Genomic DNA, 19,406 nt, shown 5'->3' with positions numbered 1-19,406 from the left:
CGCCTCATTACTATCCTTCGTTTCGAACGAATCTCTCTATTCGCCGGTAATTTATGCGCTCTATATTACCCCGGGTTTCGCTGCGCTTCAACCGGGGCTAATTACCTTTAACCCTTTCAGGGTTGATTCATTGAGTATTAGCAAAATAAATACACTCTCTTGAGCTTGCCTGGGCTAGCTTCTACAGAAAAGAGGGAATTAGGAGTGGTTGATTGAAGCTAAAGATCAATTTTCTCAATTATAAATACGCTATAAAAAAATATGAATCTGCCTCTTTTCTGCTTTTCGATACACAATTCGCCATCAGTTTGGTGGTGATTGTTGCGATCCTCAAAGTACCGGACTTTGAGCGGCCGCTCTTTCAGTGCTTTAGGCCTAGTATAACAATTCATGCATCTTATGAATACCTTACTTCTCGAGAGGTAGTTGCAAACCCGCTACGTTAATATTTGTGTATTGGAAATCAGAGTGGTGAATCGACAAAATAGAGCTCTGCAAGTGCGTGCAGAATATAGCCCCAAGCGTGAGCTTGGGGTGTAGAGTTAAAGACCCTGTTCCGCCGAATAGAGGTCATTGTTTATACGCCATTCAAGATAGAGGCGGTTCTACGGCTAATTTTAAAATCTCATTTTTAGAAAACCGGTTTAGCACACCCGGAAATTGTAGGTTTTTTGATTTTAAAATGTGCAGCCGGTTTGTTGTACGATGTGCTACAAAATGGACTCAACATCAAATGGGATCAATTCAGATTAGTTGCCTGCAATCCAACTTCAGATTCGGCATTTCGCAACATCTGTACCAGGCCACGGATGTCCAGATAGCCACGTCGGCGATCTAGAACATTTCCCTCTGAGTCCATAATTACCGTGAACGGAAAAGCGGTGACCCCCATCAGGCCGGCAAAATCTTTTTCGGTCATCTCTTCACCCTGGTAGACAATGGTATTACTATTAGAGTTACCGTTTACTTTTACAGGAAGATAACTCCGGTCCAGAACGGCTCTTATGGTGTTGGATGGATAGACTTCCCGGCTCATTTTCCGGCAAAACTGGCAGCCTACTTCATAGATATCAACCAGTATTAACCGATCATCTTGGGGAGATTCAGTGAGAGCTTCAGTCAGAGTCATCCATTCGGGTTCATTATCAATGTCCTTCGGCTGAATTTCCTGAATTGAATAGAAAGCAAAAATTCCAATAAAAACGGCTATAAAAGCTCCGATGATAACCTTGCGGTTCATAATCAGTTGTTGAGATATTTTAGGTTTAATCAATTAAAATATACAAAGAATCAGTGAGCATTACCCCATAATCGGTTCCAATAACGGTTCAGATTTGATGTTCGTGTGCTAAAATTGGGTATCACTTGCTCAAATGTGTAAGCGTAATTGTTTTCGTCAATACGAACATAGTTTTTCCAGACGTAGGCTGCGTCATCGGTAAGCCAGAAATCTCCCCTTCCGAAACGCAAGTCGTAAAAAACCAGTTGATCACCCTCCATTTCAGCTTTGTAATACCCTCTCGAAAACCACAACAGTGTTTCGATTGCCCGGTCATTGTAATAAGGCTCAATCAAGTGGCTGTTTTTAGGAATGGCTGTAAATTCTAAAAGTTTTTCTTCATCAAAAATCGAGTAAACAGAATTGTAGATGGTGTCGTTTTTTTCAACATAACCCGTCCATAGAAACGTAGAGGGGCCGTTGGGCGTCGTTTTGATCTGCTCATACATTCCATATTGATTCTGGAATGATTCGGTAAAAACTGAATGCACATGACTTTTTATACCAAATCCCAAAATGAGATAAAGCGTGCTAATGAAAAGGCCGGTTCGGTTTGCAAACATCCTGGCACGGGACTTTCTTTTTAGGATGAGGGCTACAATAAGTCCTAAAAATAACGGGACAGTATATAGCGGATCGATGATGAAGATTGAATCGAGGGTGTGAGGTGTGTCAGAAAACGGACGCAATATTTGTGTGCCATATGTTGTGGGAAGGTCGATGAAGATGTGGGTTAAGAAGATAAAAAATGACATGATGCTCCATCTCACCCACCCCACTTCCAGCGATTTGTGAACCTTGTCAATTACCCATCCAAAAATCGGGGCTGCCAAAAAACAGAAAAGAAATGAGTGAGTGAATCCGCGATGATTGCGAAGTTCAATTACATTATCTACAAAAGGGTTGATAATAATATCCAAGTCGGGTAGAGTGCCCAGTAAAACTCCCCAGGCGGCTGCGCGATATCCTACTTTTTTTCCTAGAAACGCCTCTCCAACGGCCGAACCAAGAGTTACCTGTGTAATTGAATCCATCTAGTCGATTAATTATAAAGTTGAATCAGCTGAACAATGAGGCCTGAAATGAGGTTCAAATTTTAACAATCCTGTATTTGATTTTATAACCTTTAACAATCCCCCGGGAATGAACGGCTGTAAATATCGTTATTTTAATATTGAATTAAACTCACTGAACCAAATTTCTGATGAAACAAAAGAAGTATCTAACATTACTACTACTTGCAGCCCTCATTTTAACAAACTGCGGTGGCGAAGAAGAGCAGGGATTTTCGGCGCAAAATCGTACAGTACCCGCTGTTGAAGCCGTTCAGGCTCAATTTGGCTCTTTGCCATTGGAAGAGAGATTAAGCGGGACTGTAAGGGCCGGAAATCAGGTCGAAATATTTCCCCGAATTTCCGCACCCGTTGAAGAGGTATATGTAGAGTCGGGTGAGAGTGTTGAGCGTGGAGAAGTTCTGGTTCAATTGAGGGATAATGAGTATAGAGAGAGATTGCGACAAGCCGAAGCAAATCTGAGAATTACAAAGGCCCAGCTTCGCCAGGCAGAAGCAGCTCTTGGTGAAGTGGAAGCGGATCTAAACAGACAGCGTATTCTGGCCGAAAGAGACTTGGTTACTGATATGGAAATGGAACAGCTGGAGGCCGAGGCTGAGTCAGCCGAGGCGAGTGTAGAATTGGCAAATGCACAGGTAGAGCAGGCCGAATCTACAGTAGAGGAGCAGAAAGACGCTTTGGAACAAGCTACGATCAGGGCTCCCATCAGCGGTACAGTTGGTGATCGGGCAGCAGAAACAGGTATGCAGGCAACGCCGAATAATCGCCTGTTTGTAATTGGTGATCTGTCCCGATCAAAAATTACGATCAATGTTACAGAACGAATGCTACAGTATGTCGAGAGCGGGCAGTCTGTCCGGATCTACTCAGAAAATTTTCCGGATACAGTGCTAACCGGTGAGGTGTCCAGAATTTCCCCGTTTTTAGGTGAGGGAAGCTTTAGTACACAAGCTGAAATTGATGTTCAAAACCCAGACCGGTTACTGCTGCCGGGAATGTTTGTAACTGTAGATGTTCTGTATGGGGAGAGTGAGCAGGCAACTCTTATTCCTCTAAGTGCTATTTATAACAATCCTCAAACCGGAGAAACCGGAGTTTATGTTGCACCCGGGTTTGGGATAGAGACGGAAATTCTTGAAGAGATTGAAGACAACGGAAGTGTTGGGCAGCTCAGTAATCCTACTGAAGTAGAGTTCGTACCTATAGAAGTTATAGCAAAAGGGCGTGAAGCGGCCGGTGTTGCAGGAATAAAGAGTGGCGACTGGGTGGTTACAGTTGGGCAAAATCTATTGGTTCGGGATCAGGGAGATGATGCCCGGGTTCGTGCAACAAGCTGGGAAAAGATTATGAATATGCAAAAAATGCAGCCGCAGGACCTGCTTCAGGAGATTTTGAATAACGGCGTGGCCGACCAATCGACAGCAAACTAATTTAAAGATCCGGTAGAATTATGGGCATTACAGATACATCAATTAAACGGCCAATTGCAACAATGATGGTCTACCTTATCGTGCTCGTTTTGGGTGTGGTTGGGTTTCGTTACTTACCGGTGGATCTTCTCCCGCCGATTGAATATCCCCGTCTCTCGGTTCAAACAAGCTATCCAAATGTTGGATCAGAAGAGATTGAGACCATAATAACCGATCAGATTGAAAACGCCCTGTCCGGTGTAGCTAATGTTGAAGAGATGACCTCCCGTTCCCGGGAGGGGTCAAGCTGGGTTAGTCTTAATTTCTCACAAAATACCAATCTTGATGAGGCTGCAAATGATGTTCGGGCCGCTCTTGATGATGTTCGCCGTTCGTTGCCCGATGAAGCTGACAACCCTAGGGTGCGAAAGTTTGATCCCAATGACTCCCCCATTGTTATTGTGGGGGCACAGTCGACCCGGTCTCTTGATGAGTTAACCCTGATTTTAGAAGAAGAAATTGCCAGCCGGCTGGAGCAGATTTCCGGTGTTGGTTCTATTGACGTATGGGGAGGAATCCGGCGCGAAATTCGCATTGACCTGAAACGGGATCGCCTTGCGGCCAGTAACTTGACGGCGATTGACGTTCAAAATGCCATTGTTGCCGAAAATAATACATTACCCGGCGGTAATGTGAGAGATGGCCTTACAGAGCTTTATGTGAGAACACTTGGTGAGTATACGGATGTCAATCAGATATCGGAGACGATTATCACCCGGGTAGACGGGCAGCCTGTTCGGGTCCGGGATGTGGCAACGGTTGAAGATGCCTTTGAAGATGTTGGGCGCGTAGTTCGTATTAACGATGAACCGATGATTCGGATGGGAATCCGTAAACAGACAGGGGCAAACACCGTGGCTGTATCAGAAGGAATTCAGCGGGAAATTGAACGGATTAACTCCGAGCGCAATGACATCAACCTTCTGATGGTGATAGATCAAAGTGAGTTTATTCAAGACTCGATAGATAACGTGCAGGAAGCCGCCATTTGGGGAGCTCTACTTGCGATCGTTGTTCTGTATCTGTTTCTCAGAAATGGGTCTACAACCTTTATAATTGCTACGGCCATTCCGGTTTCTATTGTGGCTACGTTTGGTCTGCTCTACTTTGGCGGATTAACACTGAATCAAATGAGTTTTGGGGGGCTCGCGCTGGGTGTCGGCTTGATTGTCGACAATGCCATTGTGGTTCTCGAGAATATTGTGCGGCTCAGGAGTAAGGGGAAATCCCTGGCGGAGAGCTCACTTATTGGAACGAAAGAAGTAGGAGGCGCTATTATTGCCTCTACTATTACCACTTCGGTGATATTTCTTCCTGTGGTATTCATGCAAACCATTACCGGAACTCTGTTTCAGGAACTTGCTCTTGTCGTTGTTTTTGCGCTTGCCTGTTCCCTGCTGGTTGCTTTGACGTTAGTGCCCATGCTGGCCAGCAAGTTTATGACGATAAAACCTGATTCTAAATTGACAGATAAAGATAAGGGATGGTTTCAGAAATGGTTTGAGCGTTTTGAAAATCGATATTCACGGTTTTTGGAAAGCGCTATAAAACGAAGATATATCGTATTCACTATTTCTGCAGTATTGGTTGGGATCTCTTTTTATGGCCTTAGCTATGTGGATACTGAACTTGCCCCGGAAACCGAGGCAGATGAGATTAGTATTAACTTTTACCTTGGGGATGGCATGAACATAGCGGTTGCAAATGAATACCTCGATGAGCTGGTTGCAAAGGTAAAAGAGATCGCCCCGATGGATGAGGTAGAGTATATGTCGACCGAAGTACGAAATGGACGGGCTGAAGTGGAATTGAAGCTGGTGGATGCATCCGAGCGATCCATTAACTCTTACGATCTGGCAGATGATATACGGGATCAGATTGAAGGCACCATTCCGGGAGGAAGTTTCAGAGTTCAGGCACAAACCGGTTTGTGGATCTTGAGGCGAATTTTTGGAAATGGCGGGGATGAAGCCCTTCAGCTGCAGTTGAGAGGGTACGATATGGATGTTGCCGATGAAATTGCCGAACAAATTCGATATCGAATGGAAGAAATTCCGGAAGTGAGGGATGTTCGTTCAGACCGGGAAGATCGACGTCCTGAACAAAATATAGTTTTTGACAGAGAACGCATTTCTGCTCTTGGCCTGACGGGCCGCGAAGTTGCCCAGTCTATTCAGGCTAATATTGGCGGGGTTCGAGCCGGTGTATACCGCGAAGGCGGTGATGAATTTGACATTACAGTTCGCCTGCAGGAGTCGGACCGGATGAGTACCCTGGATTTGAATAATATTTCAGTGCGAACCGCTGATGGTGAAACAGTTCCTGTGTCTACGGTAATTGACCAAAATGCTGCGGAGGGACCGGAGACCATTAACCGTATAAATGGCCAGCGAGTAACCTATATTACAGCCAATCTTGAAGCGGGAGTTCCGCTCGGCGAAGCAGTTGAGAAAGTACAGGCATCATTGTCTGGTATGGAACTGCCGACGGGGTTCTCTATCGTGTATGGCGGAGAGTATGAAGAGCAGCAAAAAGCCCAGGCAGATTTTGTGATTTCCATTTTGATGGCACTGGTGCTTATTTACATGGTAATGGCGGCCCAGTTTGAACGGTTCCTCGACCCACTGATTGTGATGTTTTCGGTTCCCGTGGCGGTTATTGGAGTTGTTCCGACGCTGCTGCTAACCGGTACAACCCTCAATATGCAGAGTATCATGGGGGTCATAATGTTGATTGGAATTGTTGTAAACAACGCTATTGTACTCGTTGATTACATCAACCTGATGCGTCGCGACAAAGAGATGAACGTGCTAAAAGCCGTGATTGAATCAGGACGGCTGAGGCTGCGGCCCATTCTGATGACAACCTTAACCACAGTTCTGGGACTGCTTCCGCTCTCATTTGGTTTTGGAGCCGGGGGAGAAATTCAAGCCGCTTTAGCACGCGTTGTAATTGGCGGATTGACTGCTTCTACGCTGATTACCCTGGTGTTGATACCGGTTGTTTACATTTCGGCTAATGAACTCAAAGAGTATGTTGTTGAGAAAAAAGAGGCGTTTCAGGAGTCAGGTAAAACTGTTCCGGCAACTCAGACAAGTTAATGGAACTGCGAAACGTTGTTTAGTAAGAGAATCCGCGGAGCAAAAGCTTTCGTGGATTTTTTTTGCTAAATGAATTTCAATAGAATTGAAACGTATACCCGGTTATCGAAGTTTGGTGGAGATGTGCGAAAACAGAATATAACTATCACACGGATGGAGTAAGTTTTTTTGGTTCAATTGCATGGTAGAAAGGCTTTTGTTGCAAGCAACTCCTAATAACATAATGAGATTTCACTCACACGACCAAACGAATTTGGTATAGGTACAACAATATATAAGTAATGATAATCTATCGATAACTTATTATATTTAAAGTGTAGTTAATGACAATCAAAGGATCATATAATGCCTAAAAAAATTGGTTCTCTAACGCTCTATTCTGTAGATGATCTGCACGAGATGCTTGGAGTAAGTAAAATGACAATTCGGGCGTACCTTCGTGAAGGAAGGCTGAAGGGAAGAAAACTCGGTGTGCAGTGGTATGTTACCGAAGAGGCGATCAAAAGTTATTTTGACGTAGATTCAGAGGGAAGCGATCCAAAACCGGAAAAAAAGAAAAAAAGATCATACACTTATGTGGTTCAGGGCGTAAACGATTTGGTTAGTGAAACAGAGGAGTGCGCAACAATTTCTGAAACCCTGGAATGTTTGAATAGTCAGGCAATTATAAGTTTGTTTCAGGTTGAAATACGGGATGAGTCGACCAACGAGATAATTGAAATTGTGAAAGGAAGAGATTTTATTGAACGTCATTCAAATAACTCATGAAAATAGATCAGACAACACTACAGATTTTTGAATTTGGTGATACAGCGGAAGATACATTTTACTGCCTGGTTGATCTGCGAGTGAGTCCAAACGGCATGAATGTGGAAAAAATGCGTCTTTCAGATCCGCGAAACATTGATTTGCAGTTTCGCGAAAATGGCTGCCTGCTGATGCTAAATGGAGAAGAGATTGAAGAGATTATCCGGCGCGGTGATGCAGACCGGGACAATCTCCACAAATCATTATATCAACTGGCCTCTGAAGAGGGAATCGTTTAGGAGGCATTATCAAAATCAATCGGAAACGGTTCATGCGTTTTCCACCAAAAATAGGTTTGAGTTAAGGCGCAGATGGTTTTTCCATCTTTGATCTCCCCGGACTCAATCATTTTTAGCGCATCGGAAAAGTGCAGTTTATGATTGATCAGGAACTCATCATCATCAGTCTGTTTGTCTGATTGACTAAGCCCCCACCCTACATACACGAAGATCTCCTCATCGGCGTACCCGATAGCCGGAAACAGTGATCCCACCTGCTCAAGATTATCGCATGATAATCCGCTTTCCTCTTCCAGCTCGCGCAATGCGGTAGTTTTTGGCGTTTCACCGGCATCAATTTTGCCTGCCGGTACTTCTAGAAAAAGCTTGCGTGGTGGGTAGCGATACTGTTTCAGCAGCATGATGGAGCCGTCCTGAAAAACCGGAACAACTGCACTTGCACCGGGATGTTTAATCCAGTCTCTGGTCGAATGTGAGCCGTCAGGAAGTTTTACATCATCCACATAGACTTGTAAAAGAGTTCCGTCAAATACGTGTTCTGAAGAAATTGTGTTCTCCTTTAATTCAAGTTTATCCTCTTTCGTGGATGCTAAATCTTTCTTTTTCATTTCAATATTTATTACTGTGTTAAAAAACGTATTTTCTATCTTAAATATGCTAACTCCAAAAAGGTGGTATGAGAGAAGCCGTAAACGTTGATGGTAAAAAGGTATTGGTTAGAGACGACATTTACACGTGGTCTAACCTTATCTCTTTGTCTCGGGTATTGGTGGTTTTTCCAATTATCTATCTACACATTCAGAATAACCACCAGGTAACCGCGGCAATATGGGTATTAATCCTGTATGGGGGTATTTCTGATTACTTGGATGGGTTGGTCGCACGCTGGCGAAATGAAATCTCCGAGCTTGGAAAATCGCTGGACCCTGTGGCAGATAAACTTATGGCATTTTTTCTGTTTATCTATACCGTATGGCTTGGATGGATTCCTCTCTGGTATTTTGCACTGGGAGTGACGCGCGATTCATTAATTATGGCGGGCTCGGCACATATCAAAAAAGAACGCGGAAAAGTTGCGATGTCTATAATGTCCGGAAAGATTACTGTAAACCTTATGGCGGTATATTGGATTAGTATTTTCTTTTTTCCGGAGTTTAAAAACGTTCAAATCTTTTTTATGGTTGCATCAGCAGTCATGATGATTGTCTCATTTGTAGAGTATAAACAGAGATACCACAAGATTATAAACGGAGCAGATTTTAACTAATTGACAAACAGAGTTTTTAATAGATATTTAGTGAAAAACTATGAGCTGGTTAAATAAGATTGGATTAAAAAAGAAAGAGAAGCTTGATAAAGGAGTAGAAAAAAGTCGTGATGGACTTCTTTCAAAGATAGGTAAAAGTATTGCCGGGAAAGATCAGGTTGACGCGGCTACACTCGACGAATTGGAAGATGCTTTAATTACATCGGATGTGGGTGTTAAAACCACGGTAGAGATTATAGACCGGATTGAGGCACGAGTAGCTAAAGATAAATTCATCACGCAAAATGAACTTCAGGAATTGATGCGTGACGAAATTGTAGCTCTGCTCAAGGATAATAACCCCGATCAGCCGGCAGAATTTGATGCAGATTTTCCACACAAACCACATATTGTATTGGTTGTAGGAGTTAATGGTGTGGGAAAAACCACTTCTATTGGCAAACTGGCCCACCTTTATAAAATGGCCGGAAAAAGGGTGGTTTTAGGGGCGGCAGATACATTTCGTGCTGCTGCAGTAGATCAGCTTAAAATATGGAGTGAAAGAGCAGGAGTCTCTATTATTCAGCAGGGACAAAATGCCGACCCTGCAGCTGTAGCTTACGATACGGTTGCATCTGCAAAAGCAAAAGGTTCTGATATAGCACTGGTTGATACCGCCGGTCGTCTGCATAACAAGAAATCATTAATGGAAGAGCTTGGAAAAATTAAACGGGTAATGGGTAAAGTTGTTGACGGTGCTCCCCATGAGATTTTATTGGTTCTGGATGCCTCTACCGGGCAAAATGCAATGCAGCAAGCAAAAGCCTTTACTGAGGTTGTAGATGTTACCGGACTTATACTTACAAAGCTGGACGGCACTGCCAAAGGCGGGATCGTTATAGGTGTTTCAAACGAATTGAACGTACCCGTAAAGTACATTGGTGTTGGTGAACAAATTGAAGATTTACAAGTGTTTGATCGTGTAGACTTTGTTAATGCATTATTTGGATTGAGCTAATCCCCTTTACTAATTGAGTTTGGTTCATTAACATATCAGATCAATAATGATTAGGTATAATGAAAAAAGCTCAAAACACAATTTTTTGCTCAGCCTTTAAAAGCAGACATATCACCCTGTTTTTCTGTTCTTTCCTACTGTATTTCTCTCATGCTGATTTCGTCAACGCACAAACATCTGATAATCTAAAAGACCAATTTGATGAAGCGGTGAGGTTATATCAGTTTGGAGAGCTACAATCTTCACGTCAACTCTTCAACGAATTTACTGATGATATTTGTGATAATCGGCAGCTTATTAACGAGTGTGTTGAATCGCAGCTCTATCTTTCAGCATTCCACAGAATAGATCGGGACTTTGAAGAAGCGGAATCCTACATTGATATAGCTTCTGATATTGTTTTGAATGAATGGGGCCCTGATCACCGAACCTTCGTTGATGTGTATATACAATACGCGTATTTGTATGAAGACAAATCTGAACTTGATAAGGCTTTAGAATGGAGCCGGCGAGCTGCTGAGCTTGCAACTGAACACCGGGAATTTAGAATATCAGCTTCTCAGGCATTTACCAGCAGAGGTTATATAGAGGATTCGAGAGGGAACTACCAGAACGCAATAAACTACTACCTGACAGCCCTGGATATACTTTCAGAAGAAGAAGAAAGTTTTGAACTGCATCGGGCGCTTTCAATTACTCATAATAATACCGGAATTACTTACCGCAAACTCGGTATGTATGATGATGCAATGAGTCACTATCAAATGGCGTTGGATTCAGCAATTAAAGCCTATGGTGAATCACATGCTGAAATAGCTATCATTTATAACGGAATTGGAACCTTCTATTATTCAATTGGTGATTTGGGTACAGCCAGTGAATATTTCAGGCAGTCAGCAGCAACATTCAGAGAGGCTCAGGGAGAAAACTCAAATAGGCTGGCTATTCTATACAATAATCTAGGTCTGATTCATATCCAAATGGATGACTATGAAAATGCGCTTCAGTTTTTGGAAAGGGCTCAAAAAATAAAATTAAATCTTTATGGTGAAGAACATATAGAAACGGCTGTAGGTTATCATAACCTTGCGTCAAGTTATCTGAATAACGAGGAGTATGAAAAAGCCGAGAAGAACTATTTTCTGTCCCTTCAAATTCGTCAAAATATTTACGGCGAGAGCCATCCAAACTTAATACTCCCCTATGTAAATATCGCCAATTTGTATATACAAATTGAAAGGTATGCGGATGCCAGGGAAGTTTTGAGTAAAGCTTTGGAAATAGGCATGGAGAGATTAGGGGAATCGCATCCTGACGTTCTTGGAATTTATTCTCAGCTAGGTGAAATACATAAAGAAGAGGGCCGGTTGAGGGAAGCGGGTGAATTTTATCGTAAGACTACCTCAATATTGATTGGAGAAACATACAAACCTATGTTAACAGAGGTTGATTTGGATAATGTAAATTACCCTCTTCGATTGGTAGAGACTACTAAACAACTAGGTGAACTTAATTTAGAACTATTCGATGAGACGGGAGACACAGAGAATCTTTATGAATCTCTTCGATTATTTGATGTAGCTGTTACCGCAATAGATTTTTTGCAAACACAATATCAGAGTGAAGCATCAAAACTGAGTTTGATTGAGAATCACTATTCAATTTTCTCTGCGGCCATAGATGTGTACCACATACTTTATCAGCAAACAGGTGAGCTTGTATGGCTTGAAGAGATGATTGATTTTGCGGAGAAAGGCCGTTCAAGAGTTGCACTCGATCTGCTTCAGAGTGTTAAAGCCAGAAGCTTTGGAGGTGTACCCGAAGATGTAATAGCTGAAGAGAGAAGACTAAATCAAATAGTAACGGATAATTTTCAAAATTTACACTTAGAACAAGAAAATGGATTGGATGCGGACGAAGCTAAAATACAGGAATACCGCGACTCTCTCTTTTATGCCCGTCGAAATCTAATTGAGTTTACTGAAAAACTAGAGGAGAATTATCCTGATTATTTTTCCCTGAAATACGATCGCAAGACAGCCTCACTCACAGACATTCAACTAATGTTACAACGGGATGAGACGGCATTGTATTATATTTTTGGAAGAGATCATATTTATGGGTTGGCCATAGAAAATGATAGAATTTCCGTGGAGAAAACAGCTTCCAATGAATATGTAAATAGTGAAGTGATTAAGCTAAAAGAAGCAGTTATCACCAGAGATGATACTACCTATAAACAGACAGCCTACAAACTTTACGAAGCGTTAATTGACCCGCTGCTTCCTAATATTAACGGTTCTTCTCTACTCATTTTCCCTGATCAATCCTTACACTATTTACCGTTTGAAATGTTAATCGAACAGGAGGCATCTGAAAAACCCTATCATAAGTTGGCCTATTTAATAAATCAGTTTGAAATTCAATACGCATCATCGGGTACTGTTTTTGAAGAGATGCAGCAACGCAAACCCGAAAGTCCGAATAACCTTCTAGCATATGCTCCCTTTAATAATTCGATGAACGTAGCGGTTGAAGATACAGAGACCAACACTAAACGTTTTTTGAATGGTTTAACCCCTCTGCCACTTACAGCTTATGAGACAAATCAGATTTCAAATATTTTCAAAAAAAACAGGTCGCTGCTAAATTTTTTAAATCCACAAAAAGTGACCGTTCTTCATAACGGTGAGGCTACAAAATCTCAATTTCAACAACAAAACTTAAGGAGCTACGGGTTTATCCATTTTGCAACACACGCATTTGTAAATGAAACCAATCCGGACTTGTCAGGGATAGTTCTACAGGGAGAAGGTGAAGACAATGGTATTTTGTACGTGAGTGATATCTACAATCTGCAGCTAAATGCAGATTTAGTTGTACTGGGTGCTTGCGAGACAGGCCTTGGGAATGTGCATAAGGGAGAGGGAATGATTGGATTTACCAGAGCCTTTAAATATGCAGGAGCTTCAAATCTGGTTGTTTCGATGTGGAGGGTTAGCGATCAGCCAACAGCTAAATTAATGATCAGTTTTTATGAGAAGATCCAAGAGGGTTTATCGTACGGCGAATCTTTACAATATGCCAAACAGCAGCTTATTGAAAATCCTGAAACTGCACATCCAATTCACTGGGCAGCATTTGTACTGAACGGTAGATAAAAAAGGCCTTTCAAAAATATGAAGTTTCTAAAAGGCCTTACTTATTATCTCAAAAACTTTACTATCGGGATTGCAGTCGGGTAATTTCTATGAACTGCTGATTATCAACGACGGGCCTGCCATCGTAATTGGCCACTTTTATCGTTGAAGTGTAGATCAGCTGACTAACTCTGGATAGTTTTTCAAAATCAATCTTATCAACCGTATCGGAAGGTCTGTGATAGTCTTCATGTACTCCGGTAAAGAAGAAGACAAAGGGCACACCGAGACGACCAAAATTCCAATGATCACTTCTGCGATAAAACTGATTTGAATCCTGAAGGTCGTTGTATTTTCGATCAAGCCTTAAATTCACAGAATTGCTGTTGGCGGTTTGAACCAGACTGTCCAGTTCTGAAGAGATGATCTCACCGCCAATCAGGTACACATAATCTGTATCTCCTTTCTGGATATTTTCCGGATCACTACGTCCAATCATATCAGCATTAAAATTGGTAACTGTTTTTTCAATGGGTATAACCGGATGGTCGGAGTAGTACCTTGAACCAAGTAATCCATTTTCTTCACCGCTGACATGAAGGAAAAGGACGCTCCGTTTGGTTTGATATCCCTGGCTTTTGGCCTCATTGAGTGCATTGGCAATGGCCATCAGAGCAGTGGTGCCACTGCCGTTATCGTCGGCTCCATTATAGAGCCCGTCTCCGGAATCATCAGGTGCACCAATTCCTACGTGATCGTAGTGGGCCATCAGTACAACAGCTTCATCTTTCAGGTCAGGGTCAGCCCCTTCGAAGTATGCAATAACATTCTCCGCATTCATGTACCCCGGACCGTCATGAGGCGTATACTCCAGGTAAAAATCAGTTTTCTGAGGGGTAAACTCTGTGATATCTCGAACCAGGTTTTCTTTTTTTTCATCCAGCTCATCTGAGGAGACAAGACCCAGATAAGCGGCAGCCAAGTTCGGGCTAATTTGGAGAAATCCTTTTGGAAACCCCGGCTGCCCGTTCTCTTCGAGATATGCAAGGCTGATATTCGATGGCTGGCTCATTAATTCTGAGCTCATTTCAGCAACTTCTTGAAATTCACTTTGGGAGTAATCGGATACTAAGAGAATTCCTGCTGCGTCCATCTCAACAAGAATGTTGCGTACTCGGCTGTTGCTGGTAATATTGGGGTTAATCAGTGTATCTCCATCAACTACATACGGAATGTCTTCAAAAACCATGACCCAGTTACCCTGAATGTCCTCACTTGATAAATGCTGGACTCCCCTTTCGCTGTCGTTAACTCCGAATCCCGCAAAAACAACATCGCCCTTCTGAGGAACGCTGCCTCCAAACATTCGGATAAAATCTCCCGTTGCTTCAGGGGATTCAACATTGTGGCTATGTTTTAAAGTATCTGAGCCATCTATATGAAATGTTTCATATACAAGACTGTCTGTGTATTCAGCATTCAGGCGATAACTTTGAAAATAAGTATCATCGTCACCCATCGGTGTAAATCCAAGATCCGAATAAAAGTCTGCAATATAGTTGGCGGCAACTTCTATTTTATCTGATCCGGTAGCCCGCCCTTCAAGCGAGTCGTGCGCAATTACCTCTAAATGTTGTTGTAAAAATTGTGGTGTAATTTGAGTTCGAAACTCAACCAGGCTTTCCGTGGAAGTAACTTCTTGCAGTGAATTTTGTGTTGCACAGCCTGTAACAAACAGTAAAAGTGGTAGCAGTATTTTTTTCATGAGAATTCAGACTTAAATGTTGTTTTCGGATCTCCAATTATTTCATCAACCGGTTTGAGATCGATATGAAAGTTTGTGGGATCATCCTCTTCAATGAACAGGTTGATCTGTTGCTCTTTTAGCATTTCAAGTACAGCCAGGAACGTTACTACTATAGCTGTTCTTGTTTTTAATTCCATACAGAAATCATAGAAGGATGTTCTTCCTTTATCTTGCAGCCGGGTTAAAACATATTCGGCTTGCTGCTCAACCGTCATTTGAACTTTCTCTACCTTATGATAGACATTTTGTCTCTTGATGTCGGCTAATACTTTTCTGAACGCTGCCATGAGATCAAAAAGAGTAACATCTTTCAGAGCTTCACCAGTAGCCTGTTTTTCAACTTCATCTTCCTCCAGGTAGCCGCGGAAGTATTTCTTTTGAGTCTCTTCATCTATAACGGTTAGCTTTTCCGCCATCTCTTTGTAGCGTTTATACTCAAGCAGTTTTTGAACCAGCTCATACCTGGGATCATCTTCGTCGAGCTCTTCATCGTCGTCAGGGTCTCGCGGCAGCATCATCTTTGCCTTGATAGACATCAGCATACTGGCCATATAGATAAACTCACTGGCTACATCGAGGTCCAGCTCCTCCATCAATCGAATATAATCTAGAAACTCATGCGTAATGTGATAGATAGGTATATCGTAGATATTAAGCTCATCTCTTCTGATGAAGAAGAGTAGCAAATCCAGGGGACCTTCGAAATTTTTTAGCTGAACTCTGTACATAGGCAAATAGGTTGGCTTAATTTCGCAATTTCTGAATACAAATAGAAATCCTGAAGGTTAGATTCAGTGATCCGGATTGGGAAAAGAATCTTTACTTTTATGAATGGCAAGCCAAGAAACTTGCTTAAGTTTGATTTATCTATCTTTTTAGTTAAAATAAAGCATATTGCATATACAAATAGAAGATCATGCACTCAGAAGCCAATACGTTCAGCCGTTCCGTCTCCAAACATTTCGACTCCTATTTCAAGGATTTCGGTTTAGCCACATCTTATGTTGAGGTTCTGATTTATATCAAAAAAGAGGGACCGGCTCTTCAAAAAGAGATAGCTGATCATCTAAACCTGGACCCTTCAACGATAACCCGGTTTTTAAAAAAGCTTCAGAAGGAAAGTTGGGTTGAAAAAGAGAAAGTAGAGGGAAGAACTAAAATTGCGCTGAGCTCAAAAAGAGCAGATGAGGTCAAAGCACTTCAGAAATTATATCGAGAAGCTGAAGATGCGTTGTCAGAAATATTGGGGGAGAAATATGTGGAAACAACACAGAAACTACTCAGTCATGGAAACTCTCTGTTAGAAGAATCAGATAAGGAGTAGAAATACAGCTGATTAAACCTCGTCTTTTAGTTGACTCAAAAACTTCTTCATAAAATTGATCCGATCAAAAGCGATCTTTTTCGCACTATCTGTATTTAAAAGTTCAGGAAGCTTGAAGAGTTTTTCATAAAAATGATCAATTGTGAAAACAGAATCATCAGGCTCCCGGTTTTCACAAAATGGATCCTCAGGTTGGTAAAGCGGCCGATCCAGTTTCCCCCCAACCATCAGGCAACGTGCTACTCCAATCGCACCCAGTGCATCCAGCCGGTCGGCGTCTTGCACAATTTTAGCTTCTAATGTTGTGGGTTCAATACCAGCCGAAAAACTGTGGGCCTCAATTGCATGTACAACATGTTTAATTTCAGACTTCGGAAAATCAATGCTATTTAGAAATGTTGCTGCTTTTTCTCCGGCCAGGATTGAAGATTTTGAACGGTCGGGGTGATTCTTTGGAAGTGTGATACAGTCGTGTAACCATGCGGCGGCTGTAACTATCTCTAAGTCTCCGCCCTCTTCTTCACAAATAGTTTGTGCTGATTTAACGACACGCTGAATGTGTGCCAGATCGTGAGCAGAATCAAAACTACACTTATTAAGAAGAAAGTTTTTGTAGAGAGTCTCTTCAGACATGAATTTCGTTTTCAAGAATTTGTTTTGGTATGGGTATCTCAATGGTGATTTTTGTTCCCTCATCTAATTTTGAATCAATCCAGAAATGCCCGCCAAACTTTTGAGTGATGTGATAAGCTTTAGTCAGACCAAATCCACCGCCCATAGTTCTAACCTTGTCTTTTACGTTGGATGCACGGTAACCAAATTCAATTATTTTTGAAATCTCTTCTTCCGGTATACCATATCCGCTATCTTGAACTACAAATTTAAACATTTCGTCTTTTTGTGTAATTCCTATGTTAATATTGCCACCGGGAAGAGTGTATTTTCTGGCATTTGAAACCAGATCGCGAATTATGTCTTTGAGTAGTAGCGGCAGGTGGATGGTATCTTTATAGTCGCTATTTATTTCAAACTGAACGAGATAGTCTTTTTCTTCCTGTTCAGCAATGTTGTATATAATCCGATATCTACCACGACTGTTTTTCTCCAGTGTGTAGAAGAATTTCTGAAACTCCTTTTTAAAGTCATGGATTAGAAATGATTCCCAGCGATTGGGGTGATTCCACCGGTGAAAAATCTCTTCGAGCCTATCGTCAAACACTTTAAAGATATCATTAAAAATGGAGTGAAATTCAGAAACAGAAGACCCGTCGTTTAACTCAGACTGTAATTCATCAAGTTTTCCAATTACTCCCAAAATTTCTTTTTGAAACGCAGTTATCGTTTCTTCATTAAATATACTCTGATCTTTTTCTCTAGCTGCATCAGCCAGCTTAAGAGTTTGATCGATTAATGGAGAAATTAAATCAGGATGATCAGTCTCAAACTGAATGAGATGAAGCTGACTGCTTATTACGGATAAAATATTGATCACAGAGTGCATTTCCAGCTCATTGAGCTGGTTATCCGTGACGTTTAGATCTTTTTTGATCTCCAACTGTACTCCTGTTTATGATATTTGATACAGGTATAGAATTTATTTGATCGAAGTTACAGTTTTAATGACTATTTAATATCATCAAACAATTACAAAAATTTTCAGCTGAATGAACTTCAGCTTTTTTAAACGCGTTCTAAGTAGATCGAGAATTTATACTTTATCAATAACTGCATCGACCTATGAGGGTAGACGTCCGATAAAATTAAGTGAGGGTTATTCGGTAGTGAATAATGCCAGTTTTGCTATTTCCTTGCAAAACTTTTTGAGACTTTGACCTTTCTAACTTGATAATTAGACTGGTTTAACTGTCAATATGATTAACGGGGTTAAATGAGTACCTTGACTGAGTTAATTGGATAAAATTATCCATAATATGAAATAATGACTCAAGTAACAAGTGTTCTCAAAAAGCTCTCTCAAATAGAAAGTCTTCTTAACAATCAACATTCGGGAAATGGAATAAATACTCAGATTAAATCACTCGTTGACGATATCCGAGGTACAATTACTCCATCTGTTTCAAGTCCCGATCAGAATTTATACAGACTCATCTTTGAAAAAGCTCCAATTGGTATAGTTCACTTTGATGAAGATGGGATAGTTACAGCTTGTAACTCAAATTTTGTCAAAATATTGGACTCTTCAAGAGAGAAGTTGATTGGGTTCCCAATGAAAAAGCTGCCCAATAAAGAGCTGGTTTCCAATATGATTAAAGCTCTTAAAGGCGAAGAGGGGGTTTACGAAGGTAGATATAAAACGATTACTTCTGATAAAACGGTGTATATCAGGGCTACGTTTAACCAGATTGATCCGTCCGGTGGAATTGCTATTGTGGAAGATACGACTGAGCGGTACTTAGCAGGGCAAAAAATAAAGGAGAGTGAGCATAGATTTCGGAGTATCTTCGAAAACAAACACAGTGTGATGTTGATTATTGATCCTGAAAATGGCCAAATAGTAGATGCAAATCCAGCTGCTATAAACTTTTATGGCTGGGAACTGGGTGAGATTAAGAAAAAGAAAATTAGTGAGATTAATACTCTCTCGAAAGAACAGGTAGAAAGAGAGATGGAGAGAGCAAAAACAAATAAATCTCATTTGTTCCATTTTAAGCACAGGCTTTCGGATGGTACCATAAAAGATGTAGAAGTTTTTAGCGGTACAATACGGATAGACGAGCAAATATTACTTTTTTCTGTAATTACTGATGTCAGTGACCGTATTAAAAAGGATAAAGATCTACTGAAATTCAAACTTGGGATAGAACGTTCTTCTAATGTCGTTTTTATTACAAATACGGATGGGTCAATTGGGTATGTAAACAAGGCATTTACAGATCTATATG

General features: G+C 41.4%; 16 protein-coding genes. 9 read left to right on the top strand and 7 right to left on the bottom strand.

Annotation, left to right across the window (positions count from 1 at the left end; translation table 11 throughout):
- Window positions 1–739: 739 nt before the first annotated feature.
- On the bottom strand, window positions 740–1,240 hold the full coding sequence (locus tag ACESM0_RS07535) for a thioredoxin family protein (protein WP_372905193.1): 501 nt from the start codon (window positions 1,238–1,240) through the stop codon (window positions 740–742).
- 50 nt (window positions 1,241–1,290) lie between these two features.
- Window positions 1,291–2,313: a metal-dependent hydrolase gene (locus ACESM0_RS07530; RefSeq protein ID WP_372905192.1), complete on the bottom strand. Its 1,023-nt coding sequence runs from the start codon at window positions 2,311–2,313 to the stop codon at window positions 1,291–1,293.
- Between the two features lie 170 nt (window positions 2,314–2,483).
- Between ACESM0_RS07530 and ACESM0_RS07525 the strand changes: the two genes are divergently transcribed.
- From ACESM0_RS07525 to ACESM0_RS07510, 4 genes are all read left to right on the top strand, one after another.
- Window positions 2,484–3,782 (top strand): efflux RND transporter periplasmic adaptor subunit, encoded by a 1,299-nt coding sequence (locus ACESM0_RS07525; protein WP_372905190.1) that lies wholly within the window; start codon window positions 2,484–2,486, stop codon window positions 3,780–3,782.
- Window positions 3,783–3,802: 20 nt separating this feature from the next.
- Window positions 3,803–6,922, top strand: coding sequence for an efflux RND transporter permease subunit (locus tag ACESM0_RS07520; RefSeq protein WP_372905188.1), 3,120 nt, complete (start codon window positions 3,803–3,805; stop codon window positions 6,920–6,922).
- Between the two features lie 345 nt (window positions 6,923–7,267).
- Entirely contained in the window at window positions 7,268–7,690 is a 423-nt protein-coding gene (locus ACESM0_RS07515) for a helix-turn-helix domain-containing protein (RefSeq protein ID WP_372905186.1), read from the top strand.
- On the top strand, window positions 7,687–7,968 hold the full coding sequence (locus tag ACESM0_RS07510; RefSeq protein WP_372905184.1) for a hypothetical protein: 282 nt from the start codon (window positions 7,687–7,689) through the stop codon (window positions 7,966–7,968). The genes ACESM0_RS07515 and ACESM0_RS07510 overlap by 4 nt, the downstream gene beginning before the upstream one ends.
- Here the strand turns inward: ACESM0_RS07510 and ACESM0_RS07505 are convergent.
- A complete protein-coding gene (locus ACESM0_RS07505; protein ID WP_372905183.1) occupies window positions 7,965–8,576 on the bottom strand; it encodes an NUDIX domain-containing protein in 612 nt (203 codons plus the stop codon). The two genes, ACESM0_RS07510 and ACESM0_RS07505, sit on opposite strands and share 4 nt — an antisense overlap.
- A gap of 68 nt (window positions 8,577–8,644) precedes the next feature.
- Between ACESM0_RS07505 and ACESM0_RS07500 the strand changes: the two genes are divergently transcribed.
- From ACESM0_RS07500 to ACESM0_RS07490, 3 genes are read left to right on the top strand one after another with little or no spacing between them, the layout of a single operon-like run.
- Window positions 8,645–9,235 carry a CDP-alcohol phosphatidyltransferase family protein gene (locus ACESM0_RS07500; RefSeq protein ID WP_372905181.1) on the top strand — a complete coding sequence of 197 codons (591 nt, stop codon included), beginning with the start codon at window positions 8,645–8,647 and terminating at the stop codon, window positions 9,233–9,235.
- 40 nt (window positions 9,236–9,275) lie between these two features.
- Window positions 9,276–10,232 (top strand): signal recognition particle-docking protein FtsY, encoded by a 957-nt coding sequence (gene ftsY, locus ACESM0_RS07495; protein ID WP_372905179.1) that lies wholly within the window; start codon window positions 9,276–9,278, stop codon window positions 10,230–10,232.
- 59 nt (window positions 10,233–10,291) lie between these two features.
- Window positions 10,292–13,393, top strand: coding sequence for a CHAT domain-containing protein (locus tag ACESM0_RS07490; RefSeq protein ID WP_372905177.1), 3,102 nt, complete (start codon window positions 10,292–10,294; stop codon window positions 13,391–13,393).
- A 61-nt stretch (window positions 13,394–13,454) separates the two neighbouring features.
- Here the strand turns inward: ACESM0_RS07490 and ACESM0_RS07485 are convergent, their stop codons facing one another.
- Window positions 13,455–15,137: a M28 family peptidase gene (locus ACESM0_RS07485; protein WP_372905175.1), complete on the bottom strand. Its 1,683-nt coding sequence runs from the start codon at window positions 15,135–15,137 to the stop codon at window positions 13,455–13,457.
- On the bottom strand, window positions 15,134–15,907 hold the full coding sequence (locus ACESM0_RS07480; RefSeq protein ID WP_372905173.1) for a segregation and condensation protein A: 774 nt from the start codon (window positions 15,905–15,907) through the stop codon (window positions 15,134–15,136). The genes ACESM0_RS07485 and ACESM0_RS07480 overlap by 4 nt, the downstream gene beginning before the upstream one ends.
- A 188-nt stretch (window positions 15,908–16,095) precedes the next feature.
- Between ACESM0_RS07480 and ACESM0_RS07475 the strand changes: the two genes are divergently transcribed.
- The gene (locus ACESM0_RS07475; RefSeq protein ID WP_372905171.1) at window positions 16,096–16,503 is read left to right on the top strand and encodes a MarR family winged helix-turn-helix transcriptional regulator; all 408 of its coding nucleotides are present in this window, start codon (window positions 16,096–16,098) and stop codon (window positions 16,501–16,503) included.
- A gap of 12 nt (window positions 16,504–16,515) precedes the next feature.
- On the opposite strand, the gene ACESM0_RS07470 is transcribed toward ACESM0_RS07475, so the two are convergent.
- Window positions 16,516–17,136, bottom strand: coding sequence for an HD domain-containing protein (locus ACESM0_RS07470; protein WP_372905169.1), 621 nt, complete (start codon window positions 17,134–17,136; stop codon window positions 16,516–16,518).
- The gene (locus ACESM0_RS07465) at window positions 17,129–18,058 is read right to left on the bottom strand and encodes a sensor histidine kinase (RefSeq protein WP_372905167.1); all 930 of its coding nucleotides are present in this window, start codon (window positions 18,056–18,058) and stop codon (window positions 17,129–17,131) included. The genes ACESM0_RS07470 and ACESM0_RS07465 overlap by 8 nt, the downstream gene beginning before the upstream one ends.
- Before the next feature lie 384 nt (window positions 18,059–18,442).
- Between ACESM0_RS07465 and ACESM0_RS07460 the strand changes: the two genes are divergently transcribed.
- Window positions 18,443–19,406 (top strand): PAS domain-containing protein (locus ACESM0_RS07460; protein ID WP_372905166.1); only part of this gene is annotated, 964 nt, incomplete at its 3' end.

Origin of the sequence: Rhodohalobacter sp. (genome assembly GCF_041686455.1) — a bacterium.
GTDB lineage: Bacteria > Bacteroidota > Rhodothermia > Balneolales > Balneolaceae > Rhodohalobacter.
The sequence above is the reverse complement of the archived record's forward strand: the minus strand, read 5'-3'. Positions and strand labels throughout refer to the sequence as shown.